This window comes from Paraburkholderia sp. 40, from assembly GCF_050434105.1.
Classification (GTDB): domain Bacteria; phylum Pseudomonadota; class Gammaproteobacteria; order Burkholderiales; family Burkholderiaceae; genus Paraburkholderia; species Paraburkholderia tuberum.
On record NZ_JBNPVY010000002.1, the window covers coordinates 2,401,093 to 2,425,983 of the forward strand.

Genomic DNA, 24,891 nt, shown 5'->3' on the forward strand with positions numbered 1-24,891 from the left:
CGCCGAGCCGCGCGCGGAAAAATTGTTGCGTAGTGTATAGGGAAGTAGGCCGGGGCGCTTTTGCCGCCGTGGATCACATGCCGCAGGCGAACGGGTGGGACGTCGATGCGTCACAGCGGCAGCGGCCGATCCTTTAGCCAGGTTTCAGGCGCGGCGATGGTTCTGATTGCCGTGCTGCTGTGTGTCGAGCAACTGCTCGCGTTCAGGTAAGCGAGAGATTCCAGGCGCTTAGTGAAATAAAAAGCCGCCCTGCGATTCGCAGGGCGGCTTCCGGGTCACCACTCGGTCGAACCGTTACCGGTCCGCTGGCGCGCACATTTCATTGCACGCTCAATGGCCGAACGACTCCGTCTTCGACGCACCCGCTTCCGCCGCCTGCGGCCGTGCCGCCTGCTTGATCAGCAGCGCGACGCACGACAGCAGACCCGCCACCGCGATCGTCGCGAAGATGCCGCCGAACGAGAAGTGGCGGCGCGCCAACTCGGCTACGAGGAACGAACCCGCAATGCCGCCGAAGCGGCCGACGCCAAGCATCCACGCGACGCCCGTGCCGCGGCCCACGGTCGGGTAGAACGCGGCGGCGAGCGCCGGCATCGACGATTGCGCAGTGTTCATCAGCACGCCGGCAATGAACACGATCAGCACGAGCGCGCCGACGTTGCCGGCCGCCTGACCGATGAAGTACACGCTGACGGCGGTCAGTGCATAGCACACCGCAATGACGCGGTTCGCGTTGAAGCGGTCCATCAGCACGCCGGCCACTACCGCGCCGACGCCGCCGAGCGGGAACAGAGCGGAGATCAGCGTCGCGCGTTGCGGCGTGAGGCCGGCGTCCTTCAGCAGGATCGGCATCCAGTTGATCGATGCGTAGAAGATCACGAGACCCATGAAGTACGCGAGCCACAGCATCACCGAACCGACGATGTACGAGCGCGACAGCACGACGCCGAGCCCCTTGCCGCCGGTTTGCGGCGCGGTTTCGGTCATCGTGAAACCGACGGCCTGCACCGCGTCGCCGGAAATGCGCGCGAGAGCGGCGCGAATCCGCTCGGCCGGCTTGTTATTCGCGACCATGTAGCGGACCGACTCTGGCATCTTCGCGAGCAACAGCAGCAACAGCAGCAGCGGCGTGACGCCGCCGAGGATCAGCACACTGCGCCAGCCCAGATGCGGAATCATCCACGCGGCGAGGAAGCCGCCGAACGCGGCGCCGAGCGGGAAGCCACAGAACATCAGGTTGATCACGGTGGCGCGTCGGTTGTCCGGGCAGTACTCGCCCATCATCGTGACCGCGTTCGGCATCGCGGCGCCGAGGCCGACGCCGGTGACGAAGCGCAGCACGGTCAGTTGGTCGATGCCGGTCGAAAACGCCGACGCGAGGCAGGCGACGCCGAACAGCAGCACCGAGCCGACCAGCATCGAGCGACGCCCGAGGCGGTCGGACAACGGACCCGAGCCGAGCGCGCCGCACGCGAGGCCGAACAGCGCGGCGCTCAGCACCGGCGCGAGCGCGGGCTTGTTGATACCCCATTCGGTGATCAGTGAAGGCGCGATGAAGCCGATCGCAGCAGTGTCAAAACCGTCCAGCAGGACGATGATGAAGCACATGAAAAAGATCAGCCATTGGAACGGCGAAAACGGATGCTCGTTGATGAAGGTTTGAACGTTCACAGCGGGGCTGCGGTTCATGATGGTCTCCTGGCAGCGAAAGGCCCGACACGACGAGCTATTCTTCTCTAAGACTGTACGCCGTCTGGCAACGGCGTACGATGCCTGCGGCGGGCCAACTGGCCGTTCACCGGCAATGAATCATCCCGGACGGATCGGTTTGACGGAATCGCGTCGGGCGAGGGAATTTGTTCGAATAAAGAACTGTGATTCTCTATGCGAACGCGCGCCACTGTAAGGAATGAAATCGATGCGGTCAACGGGGGAATACCCGAGCTTCGCAGTGGCGGACGTGCCCGCCGATGCGTGGGAGGCGGCGCGCTGCAATAGGGCCGCAGAAAGGACGAGGCGCGCCAGGCTCAACGCGCCAAAACAACCGGCGAACGGCGTCGAGACATCAGCCCGTCAGGCCGTCACCCCGGGATTGGCCACCGTCCGCTCGATTCGCCCCAGCCGGACCACCGTCACACCGGGGCGTAACTGCCGCAGCGACGGCATCACGAGCATGCAGTTGTCGTAGGGGGTGCGCACCTCTTCGCCGTTCGACCAGCCGATCAGGGCGCCCGCCTCGGCGAAAACCTCGAGGCCGGTGTACGCCGCGGCGAAGCTGAAGTCCATGCTGGTCGCGACGACCGGCTGTGTCACGCGCACGATGTTCTGCTCGGGCGGCAATGGCGCGAGCCATCCAGGCGGCAGATCCGCTTCGTCGATCACGCCGGCCAGCAGCAGGAAGCGCGCGGTCGTATCGCGCGCGACCGCCACCGCACGGCGCTCCCAATGCTGGCCGCATTCGATCAGCAGCGCGTTCTTCGGGCTCGCGGCATCGCCGAACCCTTCGTAGTCGCGCATGCGGCGGCCTTCGGGATGCCCTTCGTCGCAGATCACCGTGGCGGGCGTACCGAGCCGCACCGCGAGGTCGATGCCTTTTTGCAGCGGTCCCGCGACTATCAGCGGCTTGCACCGCTCGTGCATCGAATGCAGGTCGAGCAGCGCGTCGACCGTATCGATCACCGGGCGCATCGCACGCGCGCGCTGCAGTTCGCTCGACCTGCGCGACGTGTCGTCGAGCACCGCCGCCGTCCACACGCGGTTGAAGTCCTGATCGACGAAGCGCGCGGCGTCCGGATTCGCCGGATCGAAGCGCCGGTACGCGGCGACGTTCGCGAACGACAGCGTGAGCTGTCCGCGTCGCGGCCGCAGCGCGCGGCGCAGCAGTTCGTCGACGACGATCGCGCCGCACACTTCGTTGCCGTGCGTGAGCGCATTGATCATCACGTGCGGGCCGGGCACGCCCGAATCGAACGTGTGGACGTATGCAACGCCCGACGACGATGGCTCGTGCGGCGCGATATCGGGAAATGCGACTTCGATCGGATAGGCTTCTCGGCTCATGGCGGCGTCCTCGGTGAATGGCATTGGTAATCTTTTCGTAAGACGTTGTTATTCCTGGCGCCTTCCGCAAAAGATAGTAAATGTTCTTCCGACATGTGCTTACCGTATCCCGCCACGTCGACAAAATCGTGAACAGATATCAATGACGTGCGGATACGAGGCGCATTTTCAGCGTGCGCGCCCGCGCATCGCCCAATACCGGTTGCCGAGAAAGCCCACGATCACGTAGACGGGAATGCCGCACAGTTGCGCGAGATAGGGCGCGTGCGTGAGATGCAACACCGAAACCATCGTCGCGAGATTGGCCAGGTACGAGATCAGCACGACGATCAGAAAGCGGATGGCGGTGTGCCGCGTGGCCTCCGTCCTGAACGTGAACCTGCTGTTGAGCGCGAAGCTCAGTCCCACACCCATCGCGTAGCCGACTATGTTGGCAACTACAGGAATCGCGCCCGCCGCTTGCACGATAAAGATGATGGCGGCCGAGATCACCGTATTGAGGCCGCCAACCAGAAGTTACTTGATGAACTGGCGAAGAGGTTCGGTACGCGATGCTGTCGTGCGTAGACTGTTCATCGAATGGCCGCCTTCATGCGGCGCTCGCGTCGACGGCGTATTGGGCGCCGAGCGGAACATGGGTCAGATATTTTTCGAGTGGACGCAGTTTGGCCAGCATGTGAGGAATGAAAATCCGGAAGCGCACGACAACGTCGGAAAAGCCTGCATCGAGGCACGCCCGCTTCATGTTGCGCGCGGTGATCAGTTTGGCGTTCACATCGAACTCGCAGGTGTTGACCGCCCTGACGGTCAGCGGGTTCAGCGGATTATGCTCGAAGATGACGACCGTACCCCGCGGACCCACGACGCGTTTCAGTTCGCCCAACAAATCAACATGCTCGGCGTGATCGATATGATGGAACACGCACATCGCATAGGCGAGATTGAATTCGCCCTGCTCGAAAGGCAGCGTGTGGCCGTCGAGCGCTCTACGAGCGGCGCAACTGTCGATAGCGGCGCATCCGGCGTTGCGCCGTCATCCCTTCATGTCGAACGATCGGCGGCCAGGCATTCGCAGCGCGCTTTGATGGGCCTGGCGCGCCGTTCATATCAGGCGAGTTTTGCCGCGATCGCCTCGCCGACTTCGCTCGTGCTTGCTTTACCGCCGAGGTCGCCGGTGTGCGGACCCTCGATCAGCGTCGCCTCGATCGCCTTCAGGATCGCGTCGTGCGCTTCGCGCTCCTTGCCGCTCGAATGACCGAGGAAGTCGAGCATCATCGCGGCCGACCAGATCATCGCGATCGGATTCGCGATGTGCTTGCCGGCGATATCGGGTGCCGAGCCGTGCACCGGCTCGAACAGCGACGGAAACTTGCGGTCCGGATTCAGGTTGCCCGACGGCGCGAGGCCGATCGTGCCCGTGCACGCGGGGCCGAGATCGGACAGGATGTCGCCGAACAGATTGGTCGCGACGACCACGTCGAAACGGTCCGGGTTCAGGACGAAACGCGCGCACAGGATGTCGATGTGCTGCTTGTCCCACGTGACGTCCGGATACTGCGCCGCGATGCCGGCCGCGCATTTGTCCCACCACGGCATGCTGATCGCGATGCCGTTGCTCTTCGTTGCGACGGTGATTTGCTTGCGCGCGCGGCGCTGCGCGAGATCGAACGCGAACTTCAGCAGGCGCTCGCTGCCATGCCGCGTAAACACCGACTCCTGCAGCACGAACTCGCGCTCGGTGCCTTCGAACATCACGCCGCCCACTGACGAATACTCGCCCTCGGTGTTCTCGCGCACGATCCAGAAGTCGATGTCGCCGGCCTTGCGTCCCGCGAGCGGCGAGGGAACGCCCGCAAAGAGCCGTGCGGGCCGCAGATTCACATACTGGTCGAACTCGCGGCGAAACTTCAGCAGCGACCCCCACAGCGAGATGTGATCGGGCACGGTGTCGGGCCAGCCGACCGCGCCGAACAGGATCGCATCGGCCGATTGCAGTTGCGCTTTCCCGTCATCCGGCATCATCTTGCCGTGCTTCGCGTAGTAGTCGCAGCTCGCCCATTCGATGTGCCGATATTCGAGCTCGATGCCGAAGCGTTGCGTCGCGACTTCGAGTACGCGCAGCGCTTCGGGCATTACCTCGACGCCGATGCCGTCGCCGGGGATGACGGCAATCCGGTATTTGTTCGACATGCTGGGCTTCTCCTTTGAAGAATTGGGTTGGGGATGTGGTGGCGGTTATTTTATTCGTGGTGCATTCGTTCATGCCGTGCCAGGCGCGGCGTGCCCCTCCTGCAAGGCTTAACCAGGGGTTTTTTGGGATGGTACCTTGATGCACAATCGGGCCTCCTTTATTGCCTGTGAGGCACGATGACTTCACTTTCCCTGGGTTCTTACCATGAGGTCCGTGAAAGGCGGCACGGACATCTCTTCTCGGTCAGCCTTTACAGATCGTTCAACCTTCACATCAGGTCTCGCTGGCTGTTTGACGTGGATCGGTGGTTCCATTTTGCATTGCCGGCGAGCACAGCCCGCGAAGCACACGATGACATTGTGCAGGGCATGGAGGAAGCGCGCGCGGCGTGGCTGCAACATAGCCCATCCGTGCTGCTGTCGCACCAGTCATACGAGTTACGCGATATGCTCGGCCGGAGTGACAACCGCTTTTATATGTACAGGATGAAAGACGATGAGGTTGCCAAGGCCCTGTACAACGAAGTGAAGGACGGTAGCCTGATCTTCGTCCCTGGACGGGACGAGATGCTCAAGTGCGTGCAGGCGATACGGGAGCAGCGGGAAAAGGCGTCCCGGTCAAGCCCCGTGTGCGCGCGGCAACCGAACGACGCAGACATGCTCAGGTCCCTCTATGGCAACAGCCCCCGGGTGCCGCAGAGTGCCGGTACGCCGTCGTATTCTCCCCGTGTTGGTTCGTTAGGCGAAGCTCAGCCGTTTGAGTACAGCGAGGACATTCCCACGGGCGGTGAAATGCAAACGGCATGGCTTCCCTCAGAAGGAGGGTCACCTAACCAATGGGTCGAAAACACATCGGGCAAGAAACAATGGCGCTTATATGACGGAGACGGTAACGCGGCCGTCGATATTGATTTCGGTCACGATCACGGGTTTGGCGTTCCACACTCCCATAATTGGGAAAATGGCGTTAGAGATAAGGGAAATGCATTTTCGCTGCTACCTTGGTAAAGGATTTTTTTGATGGACAAACTCAAGGAATTTGGTTACTTCCACGACTGGTATATCAACGCTCTCGTGGTTCGGGATAAGCATAAACTTATTGTCATGTTGGAGGATGAAGGGAAGCGAGCGACGGCAACTTTTAGCGGAACCAGTCGCTGCACCGTTGAACATTTCAGCGTGTCCAATAACATCGTCTTTGAGATGAAGATCCTCACGCCGGGGGACACGAATTACGATCTCGCCCGCGCCATGCTCTCTAAAAGCGAGCGGTTTTCGAAGACGCCGGGGTCTCAAGTAGCGCTAGTCCTCGCAACGGCCGGCGCGGAGCTAGCTGTGGAATTTGAGACGCTCGAGATCGACGCTGAGTAGGCGATTCGACTCGTGAATCTGCGACTACGGGAATCGGCGCCTTTCGGGAAGCAGTGGCCGTGATGCTAAAACCACTGTACCCGGCGCTAGTAATTTGCCTGATTGCGACCACCTGCTCTGCCGCCGGGCTCACGGCCACCCCGTCATCATTCAACGGAAAATGGACCGTCACCGATGTGGTCGGATACAGCGATGTTTCGGGCGGAATACCCGAGGCAAAACGACTGCTCGGCAAGGTGCTGAGTATATCGACTGGTCAGATCGAATTCGCAGGCGAGCGCTGTCGTCCGCACGGCGGTTTCAACGTCCGCACCGTCAATACCGCGCCGAAGCTCAAGGACTATTACGGTATCAACCTCGAAGATACGGGCTTGCCCCCGAAGACCCTACTGCTGGACAGCGACAATTGCGCGGCCGTATTCCGCATGGATGCGCATCGCGTCGTATTCGGTTGGGACGGCGTGATCGTGCGGGCAGTGAAACCGTAACCATCTCTACCGCCCCGCATTCAACTTGCGCCACAACGTCGTCTTGCTGATGCCCAATGCGGCGCAAGCCGCATCGCGATCGCCCTCGTGGGCCGCGAGCACCGCGCGGATTTCATCGGCCTCGACATGACGGCTGCGCTCGCGCAGCGTCAGCGCCGCCGGCTTCGCGCGCGCGATGGGCTCGACGACTTCCGGCGCGATCGCGCGCAGCATGTCGCGCGTGACGAGCGCCGCACTCGCATCCGTGTCCGCATCGCCATCGGCGAGTTCAACCGCGATCCGCTCGATCACGTTCTGCAACTCGCGCACATTGCCCGGCCACGCATAGCGCCGCAACGCCGCGCCCAAACCCTCCAGCATGCGAGCGGCGGTCTGCGCATCGGGCACGCGCGCCGCCAGCCTCGGCTCGCGCGCGGCCGCCTGGCGCAACAGTTCGGCGGCGAGCGGCAGCAGGTCGTTCGGCCGCTCGCGCAGCGGCGGTAGCGCGATGCTGAGGATGTTGAGCCGGTAGTACAGATCGGCACGAAAACTGCCCTCCGCGACGGCGTCGGTCAGCGCGCGATGGGTCGCCGCGACGATGCGGATATCGACGCGCATCGGCTCCGTCGATCCGAGCCGCACCACCTCGCGCTCCTGCAACACGCGCAACAGGCGGCTTTGCAACGGCAACGGCATCTCGCCGATCTCGTCGAGAAACAGCGTGCCGCGATGCGCGACCTCGATCAGCCCCGCCTTGCCACCCTTGCGCGCGCCGGTGAACGCGCCTTCCTCGTAGCCGAACAGCTCGCTTTCGAGCAGCGCCTCCGGAAACGCGCCGCAATTGATCGCGACGAACGCGAAGTCGCGTCGCGCGCTCAGTTGATGCATGCTCTGCGCGACCATTTCCTTGCCGGTGCCGCTTTCGCCGAGAATCAGCACGGTCGCGTCCGACCTCGCATAACGCACGACGAGCGCGCGCACCCGTTGGATCGATTCCGACGCGCCGACGATATCGTCGAGCCGGTAGCGCGCAGTGAACTGCTGCACGCGTTGACGCGCGCGCAGCGTCCGATCGAGCCGTTCGACCGCGCGCGATTCCTGAAACGTCAGCACGGTGCCCGGCGCCGCGCCGCTGCTTGCGAGCGGCCCGCGATGCACGACATAGCTGGCGCCGCGCACCGTGCAGAAGCTGTCGCCCTCCGCGTCCGGCAGACTGCCCGCGAGGTCGGGCGCGAGTTCGAGCAGCGCGCGGCCGACGGCCTTCGCGGCATCGATACCGAGCACGCTCGCGAGCCGCTGGTTCATCAGTTCGACGCGGCCTTGCGCATCGAGCGCGACCCACGCCGTCGCGCAGGTGCTGCAGCAGCGTGTCGAGCCGCTGACGTCGCACGGTTTCGTGGCGCGTCGCCTGCGCGACTTCGAGCGCGGTGTCGAAACCGGCCCGCACCGACGCGCGCGAGTACAGAAACACCGCGCCCATGCCGGCGTTCGCGGCGAGGTCGGTGACCATGCCTGGGCCGACCACGACGTCGATGCCACGATCGCTGAGATCGAGCACGACGCTCTCCGCGTCCTGCGCCGACTGATACGACGCGAACGTGACATCGAGCGCGTACGCGGCGGCGAACCGCCGCACTTCGTCGGGCGTGTCGCCGTGCGTGACGAGCGCGACGCGCGCGCCTTCCCGACGCGCGCGGGCGAGCGCATGCATGACGTCGTAGCCGGTCGGACTGATCCGCACGACCGGCACCGACACGCGCGTCTTCAGATACGCGCCGTTCGAGCCGCCCGCGAGCACGACGTCGGGCCGCGCGGCGCCCGCGGCCTCGATTTCGCGCACCGCGTCTTCGAAGGCGTGCGACACGATGCGAACATCCGCGCGTTCCACGTATTCGCCGGCGATGTCGAAGAACAGATCGCGCAGGCGGCTAATGCTGAGCGCCCAGACGCGCGGACGCTGCGGCGGTTCATAAAGAGGCGTGCTCAAGGCGGACGGCTCGCAACGGGATGGTTCGGGACCTCCATTATGCGAGCATTCATTGCCGATTTGAAATCCGGAGTTTCATTAATGAAATCGAGCGTCGGACGGGGACGCGTCATCGCTTCGCCGGACTCCCGCCAAATCAGGCACTTAGCTGGCGGTGAGCGGGCTGGCCCGTTCTTTGCGTACAAGGCAGCCCAGTCGAAGCAATGGCCAAATTCCAACCCTTTCTGGAGACAATCGATGAGCGAAGCAGACAACAGCACGCCGAACGCAGGCGCTTTCAAACCGAAAAAATCCGTCGCGCTGTCGGGCGTGACCGCGGGCAACACCGCGCTGTGCACGGTCGGCAAGACCGGCAACGATCTGCACTATCGCGGCTATGACATTCTCGACATCGCCGAGGCGTGCGAATTCGAGGAGATCGCTTATCTGCTGGTCCACGGCAAGCTGCCGACGCAGGCCGAACTGACCGCGTACAAGACGAAGCTGAAATCGATGCGCGGCCTGCCCGCCAACGTGAAGGCCGCGCTCGAATGGATTCCGGCCGCCGCGCATCCGATGGACGTGATGCGCACCGGCGTGTCGGTGCTGGGCACCGTGCTGCCCGAGAAGGATGACCACAATCTGCCCGGCGCGCGCGATATCGCCGACAAGCTGATGGCCTCGCTCGGCTCGATTCTGCTGTACTGGTATCACTATTCGCACAACGGCAAGCGCATCGAGGTGGAAACCGACGACGATTCGATCGGCGGCCACTTCCTGCATCTGCTGCATGGCGTCGAGCCGTTGAAGGCGTGGGTGGATGCGATGCACGTGTCGCTGAACCTGTACGCGGAGCACGAGTTCAACGCGTCGACGTTCACCGGCCGCGTGATCGCGGGCACGGGCTCGGACATGTACTCGGCGGTCACCGGCGCGATCGGCGCGCTGCGCGGCCCGAAACACGGCGGCGCCAATGAAGCCGCGTTCGAAATCCAGTCGCGCTACCAGACGCCTGACGAAGCCGAAGCCGACATCCGCCGCCGCGTCGAGAACAAGGAAGTCGTGATCGGCTTTGGCCATCCGGTGTACACGATCTCGGACCCGCGCAACAAGATCATCAAGGAAGTTGCGAAGAAGCTGTCGAAGGAAGCGGGCAACACGAAACTGTTCTCGATCGCCGAGCGGCTCGAATCGGTGATGTGGGACGCGAAGAAGATGTTCCCGAACCTCGACTGGTTCAGCGCGGTGTCGTATCACATGATGGGCGTGCCGACCGCGATGTTCACGCCGCTGTTCGTGATCTCGCGTACGGCAGGATGGAGCGCGCACATCATCGAGCAGCGCGTCGACAACAAGATCATCCGGCCGAGCGCGAATTACACCGGTCCGGACGATCTGCCGTTCGTGCCGCTGGCGAAGCGCGTTTGAGCTGAGGTCGCGAGCTAAACTACCCGCACTGTCTGGCTGGCGCGCGAGCGAAGCGCCACCCGACGCCGCCGGCATACCGTCCGGCGGCCGATAACCGTCCTGTCCCTACGTCATGAATACTGCCAACCGCAAACGCCTTCCGGGCACCGGGCTCGACTTCTTCGATACGCGTGCCGCGGTCGACAAGATCGAGCCCGGCGCCTACGACAAGCTGCCGTACACGTCACGCGTGCTCGCCGAAAACCTGGTGCGCCGCTGCGACCCGGTGACGCTGACCGCTTCGCTGAAACAGATCATCGAGCGCAAGCGCGAGCTCGATTTTCCGTGGTTCCCGGCGCGCGTCGTGTGCCACGACATTCTCGGCCAGACCGCGCTCGTCGATCTGGCGGGTCTGCGCGATGCGATCGCCGCGCAAGGCGGCGATCCGGCGCTCGTGAATCCGGTGGTGCCGACGCAACTTGTCGTCGATCACTCGCTGGCCGTTGAGTGCGGCGGTTTCGATCCGGACGCGTTCGCGAAGAATCGCGCGATCGAGGATCGCCGCAACGAAGACCGCTTCGATTTCATCAACTGGACCAAGCGCGCGTTCCGCAACGTCGACGTGATTCCGCCGGGCAACGGTATCCTGCATCAGATCAACCTCGAACGCATGAGCCCGGTCGTGCAGGTGAAGGACGGTGTCGCGTTTCCCGACACGCTGGTCGGCACCGACTCGCATACGCCGATGGTCGATGCGCTCGGCGTGATCGCGATCGGCGTCGGCGGCCTCGAAGCGGAAAGCGTGATGCTCGGCCGCGCGTCGTACATGCGGCTGCCCGATATCGTCGGCGTGGAGCTGAGCGGCAAGCCGGGCGAGGGCATTACCGCGACCGACGTGGTTCTGTCATTGACCGAGTTCTTGCGCAAAGAGAAGGTGGTCGGCGCGTACCTCGAGTTTTACGGCGAGGGCGCGGCGAATTTGACCTTGGGCGATCGCGCGACGATCGCGAACATGGCGCCCGAGTTCGGCGCGACCGCCGCGATGTTCTATATCGACGAGCAGACGGTCCGCTATCTGAAGCTGACCGGCCGCGACGACGAACTCGTCAAACTCGTGGAAACGTATGCGAAGCACACCGGCTTGTGGGCCGATACGCTGAAGCACGCCGAATACGAGCGCGTGCTCAAGTTCGATCTGTCGAGCGTGGTGCGCACGCTCGCGGGGCCGTCGAATCCGCATCGCCGCTTGCCGGTGTCGGAGCTGGCCGCGCGCGGCGTCAGCGGCAAGGTCGAGAACGAGCCCGGTCTGATGCCGGACGGCGCGGTGATCATCGCCGCGATCACGAGCTGCACCAACACGAACAATCCGCGCAACATGATCGCGGCGGGCCTCGTCGCACGCAACGCGAACCGGCGTGGACTCGTGCGCAAGCCGTGGGTCAAGAGCTCGCTCGCGCCGGGCTCGAAGGCTGTCACGCTGTATCTGGAAGAGGCGGGGCTCTTGCCTGAACTCGAACAGCTCGGCTTCGGCGTGGTCGCGTATGCGTGCACGTCGTGCAACGGCATGTCCGGTGCGTTGGACCCGGTGATCCAGAAGGAGGTGATCGAGCGCGATCTGTATGCGACCGCCGTGCTGTCGGGCAACCGCAACTTCGACGGCCGGATCCACCCCTACGCGAAGCAGGCTTTTCTCGCGTCGCCGCCGCTGGTCGTCGCCTATGCGATCGCGGGTACGATCCGCTTCGACATCGAGAAGGACGTGCTCGGCGTCGATGCGGACGGTCATGCGGTCACGCTGAAAGATCTGTGGCCGTCGGATGCGGAGATCGATGCGATCGTCGCCGCGAGCGTGAAGCCCGAGCAATTCCGCAAAGTGTATGAACCGATGTTCGCGGTCTCCCCCGACACCGGCGCGAAGGCCGACCCGCTGTACGACTGGCGCGAAGAAAGCACCTATATTCGCCGTCCGCCGTACTGGGAAGGCGCGCTCGCCGGCGAGCGAACGCTGAAGGGTATGCGCGCGTTGGCCGTGCTCGGCGACAACATCACGACGGACCACCTGTCGCCGTCGAACGCGATTCTGCCCGACAGCGCGGCCGGCGAATACCTGACGAAAATGGGCCTGCCCGAAGAGGACTTCAATTCGTACGCGACGCACCGCGGCGATCACTTGACCGCGCAGCGCGCGACCTTCGCGAACCCGACGCTGAAGAACGAGATGGTGGTCGAGAACGGCCAGGTGAAGGCCGGTTCGCTCGCGCGCATCGAGCCCGAGGGCAAGGTCACGCGCATGTGGGAAGCGATCGAAACGTATATGGAGCGCAAGCAGCCGCTGATCGTGATCGCGGGCGCCGACTATGGCCAGGGTTCGTCGCGCGACTGGGCCGCGAAGGGCGTGCGGCTGGCCGGCACCGAAGCGATCGTTGCGGAAGGCTTCGAGCGGATTCACCGCACGAACCTCGTCGGCATGGGCGTGTTGCCGCTCGAATTCAAGCCGGGCGTGAATCGCCTGACGCTCGGCATCGACGGCACCGAGACGTTCGACGTGATCGGCGAGCGCAAGCCGCGCGCCGATCTGACGCTGGTGATTCATCGCCGCAACGGCGAGCGCGTCGAAGTGCCGGTGACGTGCCGGCTCGATACGGCCGAAGAGGGGTCGATCTACGAAGCCGGTGGCGTGCTGCAGCGTTTCGCGCAGGACTTTCTCGAGTCGACCAGAGCGGCGGCTTGACGGGCCGCATCGCCCTTCATCAAAGAACATGTCACCTCAGGACACCTTCATGGCCCAACTTCCCCAGATCAAGATTCCGGCCACCTATATGCGCGGCGGCACCAGCAAGGGCGTGTTTTTCCGTCTGCAGGATCTGCCCGAGACCGCGCAGCGACCGGGCGCCGGGCGCGACGCGCTGCTGATGCGCGTGATCGGCAGTCCCGATCCGTACGGCAAGCAGATCGACGGCATGGGCGGCGCAACGTCGAGCACCAGCAAGACCGTGATCGTTTCGCGCAGCAGCCGGCCCGATCACGACGTCGACTATCTGTTCGGTCAGGTGTCGATCGACAAGGCGTTCGTCGACTGGAGCGGCAATTGCGGCAACCTGTCGGCCGCGGTGGGGCCGTTCGCGATCAGCGCGGGCCTCGTCGATGCGGGCCGCGTGCCGCGTGACGGTGTCGCGATCGTGCGTATCTGGCAGGCTAATATCGGCAAGACGATCATCGCGCACGTGCCGATGAGCGATGGCGCGGTGCAGGAAACCGGCGACTTCGAGCTCGACGGCGTGACCTTCCCGGCCGCCGAAGTGCCGCTCGAATTCATGGACCCGGCCGCCGACGAAGAAGGCGCGGGCGGCGCGATGTTCCCGACCGGCAACCTCGTCGACGACCTGGAAGTGCCGGGCGTCGGCACGTTGACGGCGACGATGATCAACGCGGGCATCCCGACGATCTTCGTCGACGCCGAGGCGATCGGCTACAAGGGCACCGAGTTGCAGGACGCGATCAACAGCGACGCGAAGGCGCTCGCGATGTTCGAGACGATTCGCGCGCATGGCGCGCTGCGCATGGGGCTGATCAAACATCTGGACGAGATCGCGACGCGGCAGCACACGCCGAAGGTCGCGTTCGTCGCGAAGCCGGTGGACTACGTGGCGTCGAGCGGCAAGCCGGTGCGCGCGGGCGACGTCGATCTGCTGGTGCGCGCGATGTCGATGGGCAAGCTGCATCACGCGATGATGGGCACGGCGGCGGTCGCGATCGGCACCGCGGCGGCGATCGCGGGCACGCTCGTCAATCAGGCGGCGGGCGGCGGCGAGCTTGAGTCGGTGCGCTTCGGGCATCCGTCGGGCACGTTGCGCGTCGGCGCCCAGGCGAGTCAGAAGGACGGCGAGTGGGTCGTCACGAAGGCGATCATGAGCCGCAGCGCGCGCGTGTTGATGGAGGGGTGGGTCAGGGTGCCGCGGCAGGGCTGAGGCGGCGCCGATGTCGGCCAACGTCAGCGGCACGGAAGGCTACGTAGAGCAGGCCGCCGCGCTGATCGAACGATGGCGGACGCTGTCGTTCGGCGATCGGCATTGGCCGATTCTCGACTGGATACCGCAGGCGCCGTCGCGGATCGTCGATATCGGCGCGGGCATCGGCACGGATGCGGCCGCGCTCGCGGCGATGGGGCATACGGTGCTCGCGGTCGAACCGGTCGACGTATTGCGCAACGCGGCGCGCGAGCTGCATGCGTCGACGCGCATCGAATGGCTCGACGACAGCCTGCCTGATCTCGCTCTCGTGCTAGCGAAGCCGAAGCGCACCGCTTTCGACCTCGTCATGCTCACCGCCGTCTGGATGCATCTCGATGCGCGGCAGCGCGAACGAGCGATGCCGCGCGTCGCGTCGTTGTTGCGCGATGGCGGCGTGTTGATCCTGTCGCTGCGGCATGGGCCGGTTCCGGCCGGGCGCCGCATGTTCGACGTTACCGCAGATGAGACGATCCGGCTGGCGAGCGAGCACGGCCTGCGACTCGTGCGCGAGTTGCGCACGTCGTCGGTTCAGAAGGCCAACCGCGATAGCGGCGTGACGTGGACGCGGCTCGTGTTCCGTTGACTCCCCGATCCAGGCGCGCCGCAGCCGCCGCCTTTGCCGATGCAAACCTTCGCGTCGTCTACAATGGCCGCTCCGGCCGCGCTCCCATAACCACGCCCAGCGGCCGACTCAGTCCCGACGCAGAGGAGCCACGATGCAGAACAGGCTGGACGCCGACGCAACGAAGTCCGGCGACGCGGCGCACGACATCGCGCGCGCGAGACGCGCGGTGCTCGTGATCGCGATTGCGCAATTGCTCGGTACGTCGTTGTGGTTCAGCGCGAACGGCGCGATGCGCGATCTGCAGATCGCCTGGCATCTGAGCGCGTCCGGTATCGGCTGGCTGACGAATGCGGTGCAGGCTGGCTTTATCGTCGGGACTTTGCTGTCGGCGACCACCGGACTCGCGGATCGCGTGTCGGCGAGCAAGGTGTTCGCCGTCTGCGGCGTGCTCGGCGCGACCTTGAATGCGCTGTTCGCGCTGTGCAGCAGCGGGCTCGCGTCGGCGCTCGTGTTTCGCTTCGGCGTGGGCGTCGCGCTTGCCGGCATCTATCCGCTCGGCATGAAGCTGCTCGTTACGTGGGACCCGCGCCGCGCCGCGCAGACGCTCGCGTTGCTCGTTGCGATGCTGACGCTCGGCACGGCGTCGGTGCATGCGATTCGTGCGTTGCTGTCGAGCGTGCCGTGGCAAACCGTGGTGCTCACTTCGTCGGGACTCGCGGTGATCGGCGCGCTGCTGGTGTTTGTGCTCGGCGAAGGGCCGCACGCGCGGCGCTCGGGCAGCCGACGCTTCGGTTTGTCGGCGGGCGTCGGGCAGGTCGTGCGCATCAGCGAGTTTCGCTCGGCCGCGCTCGGCTATTTCGGTCACATGTGGGAGTTGTACGCGTTCTGGACGCTGACACCGCTGCTCGTGCAGCGCGCGTTCGCGAGCGGGGCGCCGGCGGCGCCGGGCACCGTCGCATTGTGGTCGTTCCTGATCATCGCGATCGGTGCGCTCGGCTGCCTGTTCGGCGGCAGGCTCAGCCAGGTGGTCGGCAGCGCGCGTACCGCCGCTCTCGCGCTGACGATATCGGGCACGCTGTGCGCGATTTATCCGCTCACCACGGGGTTCGGCACCGCCGCGCAACTGGCGCTGCTACTCGTGTGGGGCATCAGCGTGATCGCCGATTCGCCGCAATTTTCGGCGCTGTCCGTGAAGGCCTGTCCCGCCGACAAGATCGGCGGCGCGCTGACGCTGCAGAACAGCTTCGGCTTTTTCCTGTCCGCCTGCTCGATCCTGTGGTCGACCAGCGCATTTCACGCGCTCGACGTGCGCGTCGCATGGCTGCTGCTGCCTGGGCCGATCATCGGTCTGATCGCGATGTCGCCGCTGTTGCGCAAGCAGCCACGCTGGTGATGCTCGCGGTGCGTTACTTGCCGCCGTGCTTTTCCTGCCAGCGCTGCATGAACGCGATCTCGTCATGCTGCGCCTTGATGATGTTGCGCGCGAGCCGCTTGATCTCCGGGTCCTTGCCGTATTTCAACTCCGCCTGCGCCATCTCGATCGCGCCCTGGTGATGCGGGATCATGTGCGCGACGAAATCCCGGTCGGCGTCGCCGGTGTATTCGGGGGCGCTCATGTCATGCATCATGCGCTCGTCGGCGGCCTTGAAGGCCTGCGTCGATGCGCCCGCGTCGGTATGCGCCGAATCCGGCATGTCCATGCCGGGCATCCCCTGATGTTGCGCGTGAGCGGACAGTGCCGCCGCCGCGAATGCCAAACCGCCGAACACACAGAGAGCGCGCAACGCGCGAAGGTTTTTCATATTGATTTTCGGTTGTTGAAGAGGGTGGCGACGTGATCCGCGCGATTCTAACGGTCACGTCGGACATCGTGGAGCTTCCTACCGTGGTAAGGTCAAGCGGAGGCAAAGCAACGCACGCCTATAATGAAACGCGACTGGATGACCAAGCCAGCATCATTGGCAGCATCACTCACTCAACGAGGCTGACAGCATGTACATCGCGATGAACCGCTTCAAGGTGGCGCCCGGCTCCGAGGACGCCTTCGAACATCTGTGGACCACCCGCGACACCCATCTGAAAGAGGTGCCAGGCTTCGTGGAATTCCATTTGCTGAAGGGACCGCGCAAGGACGATCACGTCCTCTATTCGAGCCATACGATCTGGCGCGACCATGCATCGTTCGAGACATGGACGAAGTCCGACGCGTTTCGTGCCGCGCATCGCAGTGCCGGTAACGAAAACCGCGTGCTGTATCTCGGCCACCCGGAATTCGAAGGCTTCGAAGTCATCCAGACCGTCAAATAACGCGGTCTCGCGCGGCGCCTGCATGCCTGTTCGCATTCGCGTGGGCATCGCGCATGCACATCCGACGCGCATCGCGCGTGGACATCGAGCTGTTCACGGCAGCGCACCACTCACCAAGGATCGAAAACATGAAAGCCGTCAGAATCGGTTCACCCGCCACAGTCGATAGCCTGCAGGTCGTCGATCTCGCCGATCCCGGTCAGCCCGAGGCCGGGCAGATTCGCGTGCGCATTCGCGCCAGTTCGTTGAACTACCACGACTACGGCGTCGTCTGCGGCAATCTGCCGGCCGAAGCGGGCCGCATCCCGATGGCCGATGGCGCGGGCGTCGTCGAAGCGGTCGGCGCAGGCGTGCGCGAATTCAAGGCCGGCGATCACGTCGTGTCTTGCTTCTTCCCACACTGGGAAAACGGTTCGCCCGCGATCGGCGATTTTGCGACCACCCCCGGCGACGGCGTCGACGGCTACGCGCGCGAAGTCGTCGTGCTGCCGAGCCACTACTTCACGCGCGCGCCGGCCGGCTACAGCCACGCCGAAGCGGCGACGCTGACCACGGCGGGGCTGACCGCGTGGCGCGCGCTGGTCGTCGATGGTCAGTTGAAGGCAGGCAGCAGCGTGCTCGTGCTCGGCACCGGCGGCGTGTCGATCTTCGGCTTGCAGATGGCGAAGGTGATGGGGGCGTCGGTGATCGCGACGTCGTCGTCGAATGCGAAGCTCGCGAAGCTGCGCGAACTGGGTGCCGACCATACGATCAACTATCGCGACAATCCCGAGTGGGGCAAAGAAGTGCGGCACATCACCAACGGGCGCGGCGTCGATCACGTGGTCGAGGTGGGTGGTCCCGGCACATTGCCGCAGTCGATCACCGCATGCCGCATCGGCGGGCACATCGCGCTGATCGGTGTGCTGACCGGCCGCGCGGGTCCGGTGCCGACCGCGCATCTGATGGCGCGGCAACAGCGTCTGCAAGGGCTGATCGTCGGCAGCCGGCAGGATCAGATCGACATGGTGCGCGCGCTGGAGACCACGGGCATCAAGCCGGTGATCGACAGCACGTTCGCGCTGGACAAGCTCGCCGACGCGTTCCGGCATGAGGCATCGGGTGCGCACTTCGGCAAGATTTGTGTGGCGATCTGAGGATTCAACGCTCGCGCCCGATCCGCATGACCCCGGGATCGCTCTAGCTCAAATGCCCCTCGCGAGGTCCGCGAAACAGACACCCGTCGCCTCGCAGGCCTGCGTGAACCCTTCGTCGTAACTCGTGAAAAACAGCGTGCGCGTCGTGCCGAGCGTTCTGAACAGCTCGGCGAGCACCGCGCGCGCTGACGCGTCGAGTCCGCCGGCCGGTTCGTCGGCGATCAGCACGCGGGTTTCGCCGAGCGCGGCCGCCGTCAGAAACACCTTTTTGCGGCTGCCATACGACATCTGCTCGAAACGTTTGTCCAGATGCGGCGCGAGGCCGAAGCGTTCGGCGAGCGCGAGCACGTCGTCGGTCAGCGCGGTGTGCCGCGCCGCCGCAACCTGCCGCAGATAATCGCGGCCGGTCTGATCGGGCCAGCTCATGCTGTCTTCCGGCACATATGTGAGCAGCGCTTGCGCGGCATGCGGCGCGGCGCGCAGCGAACGACCGCCGAGCCATACGTCGCCGGTGTCGGGTTCGAGCGCGCCGGCGAGGATGGCGAGCAACGTCGATTTGCCGCTGCCGGATTCATCGTTCAACGCGACGCAGCCGGACGTCGCGTCGAAGTGCAGTCCTTCGAACAGGACGCGGTCGCTATATCGCTTGCTGAGGTTGTCGAATCGAAGCATGGGTTGGCGCGCAGAGGGCGATGTGAACGCGGCGCAGGATTGCGTCACGCCTCGTGCATGCCGTGCGGGATCTTCGGCACGGCAATTTCGCGCCAGTGTAGCAGCGCGCGCCTGGTTCCTTCGCGCCGTTACGCAGACGTCGGCGTCTCCAGCAAGAACTCCACCATCCGATCACACACGCGTTCGAACATCTGCGTGCCCGTCACGGTCGGGCAACCGCGCGCGCGTGCCGCTTCGATCAGCGGCGTAAGTGGCGGTTTCGTTACGACATCGCCGACAAAAGTCGTGGCCGGCAAGCGCGCGACGTCGATCGGCAACGAATCGCCCGCGCGCATGCCGAGCGGCGACGCGTTGACGACCACGTCATACGGACTCGGGTCGAGGTCGGCCGCCGCACCGCGCGCCGTGCCTCGGCCGAGCGCATTGAGCCGTGCGGTCAGCGAGCCGGTGCGTTCGACGTCGTTGTCGCGCACGTCGAGCGAGCCGACGCCGCGCTGAATCAGCGCATGGCCGATCGCCGAGCCCGCGCCGCCCGCGCCGACCAGCAGCGCTCGCTTGCCCTGTAGTTCGCAGCCCGCCGCGACGAGCGCCGCAACGAAGCCGGTGCCGTCGAACATGCCGCCATGCCAGCCGCCATCGGCGTTGCGGCGCAGCGTGTTGACCGCGCCAAGGAACGCGGCTTCTTCGGCGAGCGTCGCGCAATAGCTCGCCGCGGTGAATTTGTGCGGCACCGTGATGATCACGCCGTCGACGTTGCGCATCGGCGCGATGCCCGCGAAAAAAGCCGGCAGATCGGCTGGCGCGACGTGCGCGGGGACCACCAGCGCATCGCGGCCGGCCGAACGCAACGCGGCGGTCACGCCGGACGGCGAGCGCACCTGCGCAATCGGATCGCCGACGATGAAATACACGCGCGTCGCGCCGCTCAGACCCGCGTCGAGCGACGCCGCGAACGAAGGGGTTTCAGCCCGCTGCATGGTCGAATCTCCTGAAATGGGTGCCCCTATGCATCGTGCCCGATGGCGGGCGCCATGTGTTGCCTGTAGTCGGCTCGAAGCGTTGCGCACGAATGCAAGCGGCGCGATCGACGGCATCACGCTGAGTCAGAACGGGCAGCAGAACGAAAAATCGGTGATGGGTGGTGTCTACCTTGGGCCCGGCATCACGCCTCGTCGCCGCGATGCGAGTGCGGCAATCCCGCGCGACGAGCTGTTTCAGCACGCAAAGACGGGCCATATCAGTCGGCATTTCTCACGCCCGCGCCCTATTTTGAGACGCACGGTCAAGCCGCATCCAAAAACTGCGCTATGGTCAAACGGTCAGATTGCAGATCGCTTTCGACTTTAGCGATCGATGCGGCGAAGTCATCAGGCCAACAGGCAGGACGCGGGAGAGCGAAGATGAGCCTCACCAACAGGCAAGCAGCCGCGCAACGCGGCGGGCGGCTTCCGGCCAGATTCGCGGATGTCGCGGATGGCCACTTGCAGCATCTCGAGAGTGTGCTTGGCTTCGTGACGCGCAAGGGCGCCGCGCAATCCGGTGAACTCGACCACGTCTATTGGGAGCGGCGTATTCGCGCGCTCGAGGACACGCATCATCTGATCCAGAATCAGCGCACGCGCATCGCGAAGCTGCGCGACATGTTGCGCTTGCAGGCTCGGGCCAGCGGCGCACGGCGGCCTGAGAGGTCGGGGTCGTCCGCGAAGACCGAAAGAAGTGCTGCGTAGGAAAGAACCGTCGATGCCGCTCGGCGCCGGCACCCAAAAAGCAGAACCTGAGAGAAAAGTGACGATGACGCGAACGGGTCCACAGAGACCCGTCGCTCATCCGCCGGTATTGCCCAGCTGATTCCAAAATCCTGACTTAATCGTGGCCTATTTTTCAGATCATTCAGGTCTGTCTAAATTGCGCCTTTGTCAGTAATTCTGACGGATTTTAATTGGGGAGCGGTTAGATATAGACATTTAAAAACACGCGCCGCTTTTTACGCTGATAAACTGTGTGCCCAAGGCGGCGACGCCCTGCGCGCGCTTGCCGCGTTCCCTTCCGGCGTGTCGATGGCCGGATAGACGGTACAAATAGGCCTTTTCCGCGGCTTTGACAGACTCGTACCGCCGGCAATACTGCCTTCGGCTAACGCGGCTCACCGGGGCACAGATCGTCCTCCTTCTGAATTGTCCTTTGAGCCTCGCCGTGTGGCGCTTCGCCCCCAGCCGATTTTCCGCAGACTCCGCCTTCCGATTTCGACAGGTAAGTTCGACAGAGAGCTTGATTAAGTAAGGGCTTGTTCAAGTCCGCATTTTGGAAATGACTCATGAAGCCGGGAAATAATTCGCTTGGGAAAAAGCGCGCACGCAAAATTGCGGTGGCGGCTGTGGCGGTGCTGATCGCGGTGTTGGTCGGTTGGGGCGTCTGGCATATCCAGCATCGCGCCGAGCCGCAGGCGCCTGCGCTGAGCGGCATTGCGAGCCAGATGCGCCACGATGCATCCGCGTGGACGCATGCGGAGAAGGATGCGTCGACGATGCTGCGCGACATTCACGACACCAACGTCGCGGCGATCGGCGTGAGTCCCAACGCGATTCTGGTGTCGCTGCGTGACGGCTCGAAGTACTTCGTCACCGATCACAACGCAACCTTCTCGCACGCGCTGCTGCTTGGCGAGCGCTCCGACGCCGCCGCGTATCAGCTCGTATGGCTGCCCGACGTCGACATCCACAGCGACGGCGCACGCTGGACCCAGCTGTTCGAACAGTTCCGCGACGCGCTGAGCGTGCTGCTGCCGCTCGCGCTGATCGGCGGCATGGCGTGGTTCATGCGACGCGAGATGAAGGGCGGCGCGAAGCTGCTCAGCGAAACACCGACGCTGCGTTTCGACGACGTGATCGGCGCGAACGAAGCGAAGGCCGCGCTCGCCGACATTCGCGGTTACCTGTCCGATCCGAAGCAGTTCTCGTCGCTGGGCGTGCGCGCGCCGTGCGGCATCCTGATGGTCGGCGCGCCCGGCGTCGGCAAGACGCGGCTCGCGCAGGCGCTGGCCGGCGAATGCGGCGCGAACTTCATTTCGATCACGGGCAGCTATTTCAGCGCGAAGTACTACGGTGTCGGTATCCAGAAGGTGCGGCACCTGTTCGAACTCGCGCGCAAGAACGCGCCGACGGTCATCTTCATCGACGAAGCGGACGGTCTCGCGAAACGAACCGACACCGGCGGTGGTCCGGTCGAAGCCGAAAGCAACCGGATCATCAACCAGCTGCTCGCGGAGATGGACGGCTTCGAGTCGAACGAGGGCGTGATCGTCGTGGCCGCGACCAACCATCCCGACAATCTGGACGAAGCATTGCGCCGCCCCGGCCGTTTCGATCGCACGGTGCAGGTGCGTCTGCCGGATCGCGAAGACCGCGCCAAGATTTTCCGTTTCTACGCGCAGCGGCTGAAGTCGAAAGCGGCGGATATCGACTACGACCAGCTCGCGCGTTTGACGACTGGACTGTCACCGGCCACCGTCGCGATGGTCGTGAATCAGGCGGGGCTGATCGCGCGCAAGGCGGGCGATAACGAAATCGCCGCGAAGCACTTCATGGAAGCGATCAAGATCGCGCGCATCGGCGACGTGAGCGGCGCCGAGCGCGCGCTCACCGAGGACGAGCGCAAGCGCATCGCGGTGCATGAGGCGGGTCACGGTCTGGTCGCCGCGCTGCTTGGCACCGGCGTGCTCGAGGAAGTGACGATTCTGCCGCGTGGCGGCGCGCTTGGCGTCGCGCTGATCACGAAGGCGCAGGACAAGCACCTATACCGCGAAACGGAAATCCGCAACGAGATCCAGGTGCTGCTCGGCGGACGCAACGCGGAGATTCTGATGTTCTCCGAAGCATCGAGCGGCGCCGCATCGGACTTGCAGGAGGCCTCGCGTATCAGCCTCGACATGGTGTCGAAGTTCGGCTTCAACAGCGACGGCGATCTGTTCAGTCTCGCGGCGCTGCCGTCGCAGTACGCGGGCCTGCAAATGAAGAGCGCAATCGAGCATGCGAACGTGCTGCTCAAGGAGCTCAACGAACTTTGCTACGGGCTACTGCACGCGTACGAGCCGGTACTGCGCGACATTTCGGACCAGTTGCTCGAGCACGAGACCGTACCCGGGGACACCGTTTATCGGTTCATCGCCGAGCACAAGAGCACGCTGAAGATCGTGCACGAGCCTGCGGCGGCTTGACGGGCGCTGATGATGCGCTACGCGAAGACCGACGATCCCGGGTCGGTCGGCATCGCGGGAAAGCGCCTCGCGCATCGTGTTCTTCTTTCGTTTGGCCGGTTCGGTCCCGTGGAGTGCGTCAGATGAGGGGCGACCGGGTGGTGAGGCCGAATGATAGCGTGAGGCGTGTAGCCGGATAGATCGGCGACCCGGTTCGATCTTTCAGGCTACGTCGGAAGCGACGTTCTCCTCTCCTTTCAATACCGATTCGCCGCGCGTCTTCACTCGCAAAATCGGCGCCTCGATCAACCGCCACGACAGCACCGCAATGCCAAGCGAAATCGCAAACGACGCGACGATGCCAAGCGTATGTGCCCACATCGGCACGCTGCCGCCAAACAACGCCTCGGCGTGACGGTTACGCGTCAGATCGGGGATCAGGTTGTGATACAGATAGAAGCCGTAACTGATACGCCCAAGACCGGCGAGCCAACGCGTCTGTAGCAGACCCATCACGGCAGCATTGCGGCAACACGCGATCGAAGCCACCAGCGCCGCGATACCGATCCCGTACGTTGCGCTGATCGCGGTAAACAGCAAGGGATCGTCGAGCATGTTCCACCTCGGCTCGGCCGCGCACAAGCCGATCACGACCAGACTCAGCGCGAACAGCGTCAGGCCATGACCGAGCCAGGCACGCACGCGGCCGCGATCGTCCTCGATCACCAGACCACCGATGCCGCCCAACGCGAGCAACCAGACATTGCTCAACGGGTGCGTATAAATCGTGATCTCATCCCAGTGCGCGGCGCGCATCGCGAACAGCGCGGCAAGGCCGAGCGCCACGATCGCCCAACATGCCGCTCGATGTCGCCGCGTCGCGAGCAGCAGCAAAAACGGCGCAACGACGAGATAGAACTGCTCCTCGATCGCGAGGCTCCACAAGTGCGAATAGCGGCCCGGCCAGTAACGCAGCACCGAGCCGATCCAGAAGTTGGACAGATACGCGAAGTGAAACGGCATGCCGCTCGCCAGTTCCGGATTCGCGAGGCCGAATGCCATCAGCACGCACATCACGACGAGCATCAGGTAATAGATCGGAAAGATGCGCACCGTGCGACGAAACAGAAAGCGCCCGAGTTCGGTGCGGAAACAGCTGTCGCCCTCTTCGATGCGCGCGCGCCGCGACGACAGGATGCCGATGATCAGAAAGCCGCTCAGCGCAAAGAAGATCCACACGCCGAGATGCCCGATTTCGCCGATGTCGCCGAAGAGTCGATGCTGCAGAAACACCATCAGCACAGCGATCGCGCGCAATCCATCGAATCCGGCAATTCTGTTTTTCATAAACCTCTATTCGCAAAGCGGCGGAAAAGCACGAAAACATCGTACGGGGAAAAAATGCGAAAAAAATCGCAGCGCGCGTTCGATGATTTATTTTCGAGGCTCGCGTCCATCCATGAAGACGGGTGTCCCTGTTTCGCGCATGAAAAACCGCAAAACTTTCCGCGTGTTCGCTAAAGACGCGCCGAGTATTACCAGTCGCCA

The 24,891-nt window shown here is 64.1% G+C and carries 22 protein-coding genes and 1 pseudogene; 13 read left to right on the forward strand and 10 right to left on the reverse strand.

Annotated elements, in window-relative coordinates; genetic code table 11:
- Positions 1-330: 330 nt before the first annotated feature.
- From OKW28_RS12370 to OKW28_RS12390, 5 genes are all read right to left on the reverse strand, one after another.
- Complete coding sequence (locus tag OKW28_RS12370; protein WP_429445857.1) at positions 331-1,689, reverse strand: MFS transporter; 1,359 nt, start codon at positions 1,687-1,689, stop codon at positions 331-333.
- 384 nt (positions 1,690-2,073) lie between these two features.
- Positions 2,074-3,060, reverse strand: a complete 987-nt coding sequence (locus OKW28_RS12375) for a M14 family metallopeptidase (RefSeq protein ID WP_429445859.1) — start codon at positions 3,058-3,060, stop codon at positions 2,074-2,076.
- 168 nt (positions 3,061-3,228) lie between these two features.
- The gene (locus OKW28_RS12380; RefSeq protein WP_429446935.1) at positions 3,229-3,573 is read right to left on the reverse strand and encodes a GtrA family protein; all 345 of its coding nucleotides are present in this window, start codon (positions 3,571-3,573) and stop codon (positions 3,229-3,231) included.
- Positions 3,574-3,649: 76 nt separating this feature from the next.
- A complete protein-coding gene (locus tag OKW28_RS12385) occupies positions 3,650-4,069 on the reverse strand; it encodes a class I SAM-dependent methyltransferase (protein ID WP_429446937.1) in 420 nt (139 codons plus the stop codon).
- 98 nt (positions 4,070-4,167) lie between these two features.
- On the reverse strand, positions 4,168-5,250 hold the full coding sequence (locus OKW28_RS12390) for a tartrate dehydrogenase (RefSeq protein ID WP_429445861.1): 1,083 nt from the start codon (positions 5,248-5,250) through the stop codon (positions 4,168-4,170).
- A 177-nt stretch (positions 5,251-5,427) separates the two neighbouring features.
- Between OKW28_RS12390 and OKW28_RS12395 the strand changes: the two genes are divergently transcribed.
- From OKW28_RS12395 to OKW28_RS12405, 3 genes are all read left to right on the forward strand, one after another.
- Positions 5,428-6,258, forward strand: a complete 831-nt coding sequence (locus OKW28_RS12395; protein ID WP_429445863.1) for a hypothetical protein — start codon at positions 5,428-5,430, stop codon at positions 6,256-6,258.
- Positions 6,259-6,270: 12 nt separating this feature from the next.
- Complete coding sequence (locus tag OKW28_RS12400) at positions 6,271-6,621, forward strand: hypothetical protein (RefSeq protein ID WP_429334274.1); 351 nt, start codon at positions 6,271-6,273, stop codon at positions 6,619-6,621.
- A gap of 62 nt (positions 6,622-6,683) precedes the next feature.
- Entirely contained in the window at positions 6,684-7,109 is a 426-nt protein-coding gene (locus tag OKW28_RS12405) for a hypothetical protein (protein ID WP_429445865.1), read from the forward strand.
- Positions 7,110-7,115: 6 nt separating this feature from the next.
- On the opposite strand, the pseudogene prpR reads toward OKW28_RS12405, so the two are convergent.
- Positions 7,116-9,075, reverse strand: a pseudogene (prpR, locus tag OKW28_RS12410) (propionate catabolism operon regulatory protein PrpR).
- 237 nt (positions 9,076-9,312) lie between these two features.
- On the opposite strand from prpR, the gene prpC reads away from it, so the two are divergent.
- From prpC to OKW28_RS12435, 5 genes are all read left to right on the forward strand, one after another.
- Positions 9,313-10,482 (forward strand): bifunctional 2-methylcitrate synthase/citrate synthase, encoded by a 1,170-nt coding sequence (gene prpC / locus OKW28_RS12415; protein ID WP_429445866.1) that lies wholly within the window; start codon positions 9,313-9,315, stop codon positions 10,480-10,482.
- Between the two features lie 112 nt (positions 10,483-10,594).
- Entirely contained in the window at positions 10,595-13,192 is a 2,598-nt protein-coding gene (gene acnD, locus OKW28_RS12420) for a Fe/S-dependent 2-methylisocitrate dehydratase AcnD (protein WP_429445868.1), read from the forward strand.
- A 49-nt stretch (positions 13,193-13,241) separates the two neighbouring features.
- Positions 13,242-14,429 carry a 2-methylaconitate cis-trans isomerase PrpF gene (gene prpF, locus OKW28_RS12425; RefSeq protein WP_429445869.1) on the forward strand — a complete coding sequence of 396 codons (1,188 nt, stop codon included), beginning with the start codon at positions 13,242-13,244 and terminating at the stop codon, positions 14,427-14,429.
- Positions 14,430-14,439: 10 nt separating this feature from the next.
- A complete protein-coding gene (locus OKW28_RS12430) occupies positions 14,440-15,054 on the forward strand; it encodes a class I SAM-dependent methyltransferase (RefSeq protein WP_429445871.1) in 615 nt (204 codons plus the stop codon).
- A gap of 133 nt (positions 15,055-15,187) precedes the next feature.
- Positions 15,188-16,429 carry an MFS transporter gene (locus OKW28_RS12435; protein ID WP_429445873.1) on the forward strand — a complete coding sequence of 414 codons (1,242 nt, stop codon included), beginning with the start codon at positions 15,188-15,190 and terminating at the stop codon, positions 16,427-16,429.
- A gap of 13 nt (positions 16,430-16,442) precedes the next feature.
- Here the strand turns inward: OKW28_RS12435 and copM are convergent, their stop codons facing one another.
- Positions 16,443-16,838 carry a CopM family metallochaperone gene (gene copM, locus OKW28_RS12440; RefSeq protein WP_429445874.1) on the reverse strand — a complete coding sequence of 132 codons (396 nt, stop codon included), beginning with the start codon at positions 16,836-16,838 and terminating at the stop codon, positions 16,443-16,445.
- 190 nt (positions 16,839-17,028) lie between these two features.
- On the opposite strand from copM, the gene OKW28_RS12445 reads away from it, so the two are divergent.
- Together OKW28_RS12445 and OKW28_RS12450 are read left to right on the forward strand one after the other, a co-directional pair.
- Positions 17,029-17,343, forward strand: coding sequence for an antibiotic biosynthesis monooxygenase family protein (locus OKW28_RS12445; protein ID WP_184040496.1), 315 nt, complete (start codon positions 17,029-17,031; stop codon positions 17,341-17,343).
- A 128-nt stretch (positions 17,344-17,471) separates the two neighbouring features.
- A complete protein-coding gene (locus tag OKW28_RS12450) occupies positions 17,472-18,479 on the forward strand; it encodes a zinc-dependent alcohol dehydrogenase family protein (RefSeq protein WP_429445875.1) in 1,008 nt (335 codons plus the stop codon).
- 48 nt (positions 18,480-18,527) lie between these two features.
- On the opposite strand, the gene OKW28_RS12455 is transcribed toward OKW28_RS12450, so the two are convergent.
- Both OKW28_RS12455 and OKW28_RS12460 read right to left on the reverse strand, forming a co-directional pair.
- Positions 18,528-19,151, reverse strand: coding sequence for an ABC transporter ATP-binding protein (locus OKW28_RS12455; RefSeq protein WP_429445877.1), 624 nt, complete (start codon positions 19,149-19,151; stop codon positions 18,528-18,530).
- 128 nt (positions 19,152-19,279) lie between these two features.
- Entirely contained in the window at positions 19,280-20,128 is an 849-nt protein-coding gene (locus OKW28_RS12460) for a shikimate dehydrogenase family protein (RefSeq protein ID WP_429445879.1), read from the reverse strand.
- Between the two features lie 82 nt (positions 20,129-20,210).
- Between OKW28_RS12460 and OKW28_RS12465 the strand changes: the two genes are divergently transcribed.
- From OKW28_RS12465 to OKW28_RS12475, 3 genes are all read left to right on the forward strand, one after another.
- Complete coding sequence (locus tag OKW28_RS12465) at positions 20,211-20,498, forward strand: hypothetical protein (RefSeq protein WP_429445881.1); 288 nt, start codon at positions 20,211-20,213, stop codon at positions 20,496-20,498.
- A 53-nt stretch (positions 20,499-20,551) separates the two neighbouring features.
- Positions 20,552-20,878 (forward strand): hypothetical protein, encoded by a 327-nt coding sequence (locus tag OKW28_RS12470; protein WP_429445883.1) that lies wholly within the window; start codon positions 20,552-20,554, stop codon positions 20,876-20,878.
- A gap of 587 nt (positions 20,879-21,465) precedes the next feature.
- Positions 21,466-23,364, forward strand: a complete 1,899-nt coding sequence (locus OKW28_RS12475) for an ATP-dependent metallopeptidase FtsH/Yme1/Tma family protein (RefSeq protein ID WP_429445886.1) — start codon at positions 21,466-21,468, stop codon at positions 23,362-23,364.
- Between the two features lie 201 nt (positions 23,365-23,565).
- Here the strand turns inward: OKW28_RS12475 and OKW28_RS12480 are convergent, their stop codons facing one another.
- Positions 23,566-24,690: an acyltransferase family protein gene (locus OKW28_RS12480; RefSeq protein WP_429445888.1), complete on the reverse strand. Its 1,125-nt coding sequence runs from the start codon at positions 24,688-24,690 to the stop codon at positions 23,566-23,568.
- Positions 24,691-24,891 lie beyond the last annotated feature (201 nt).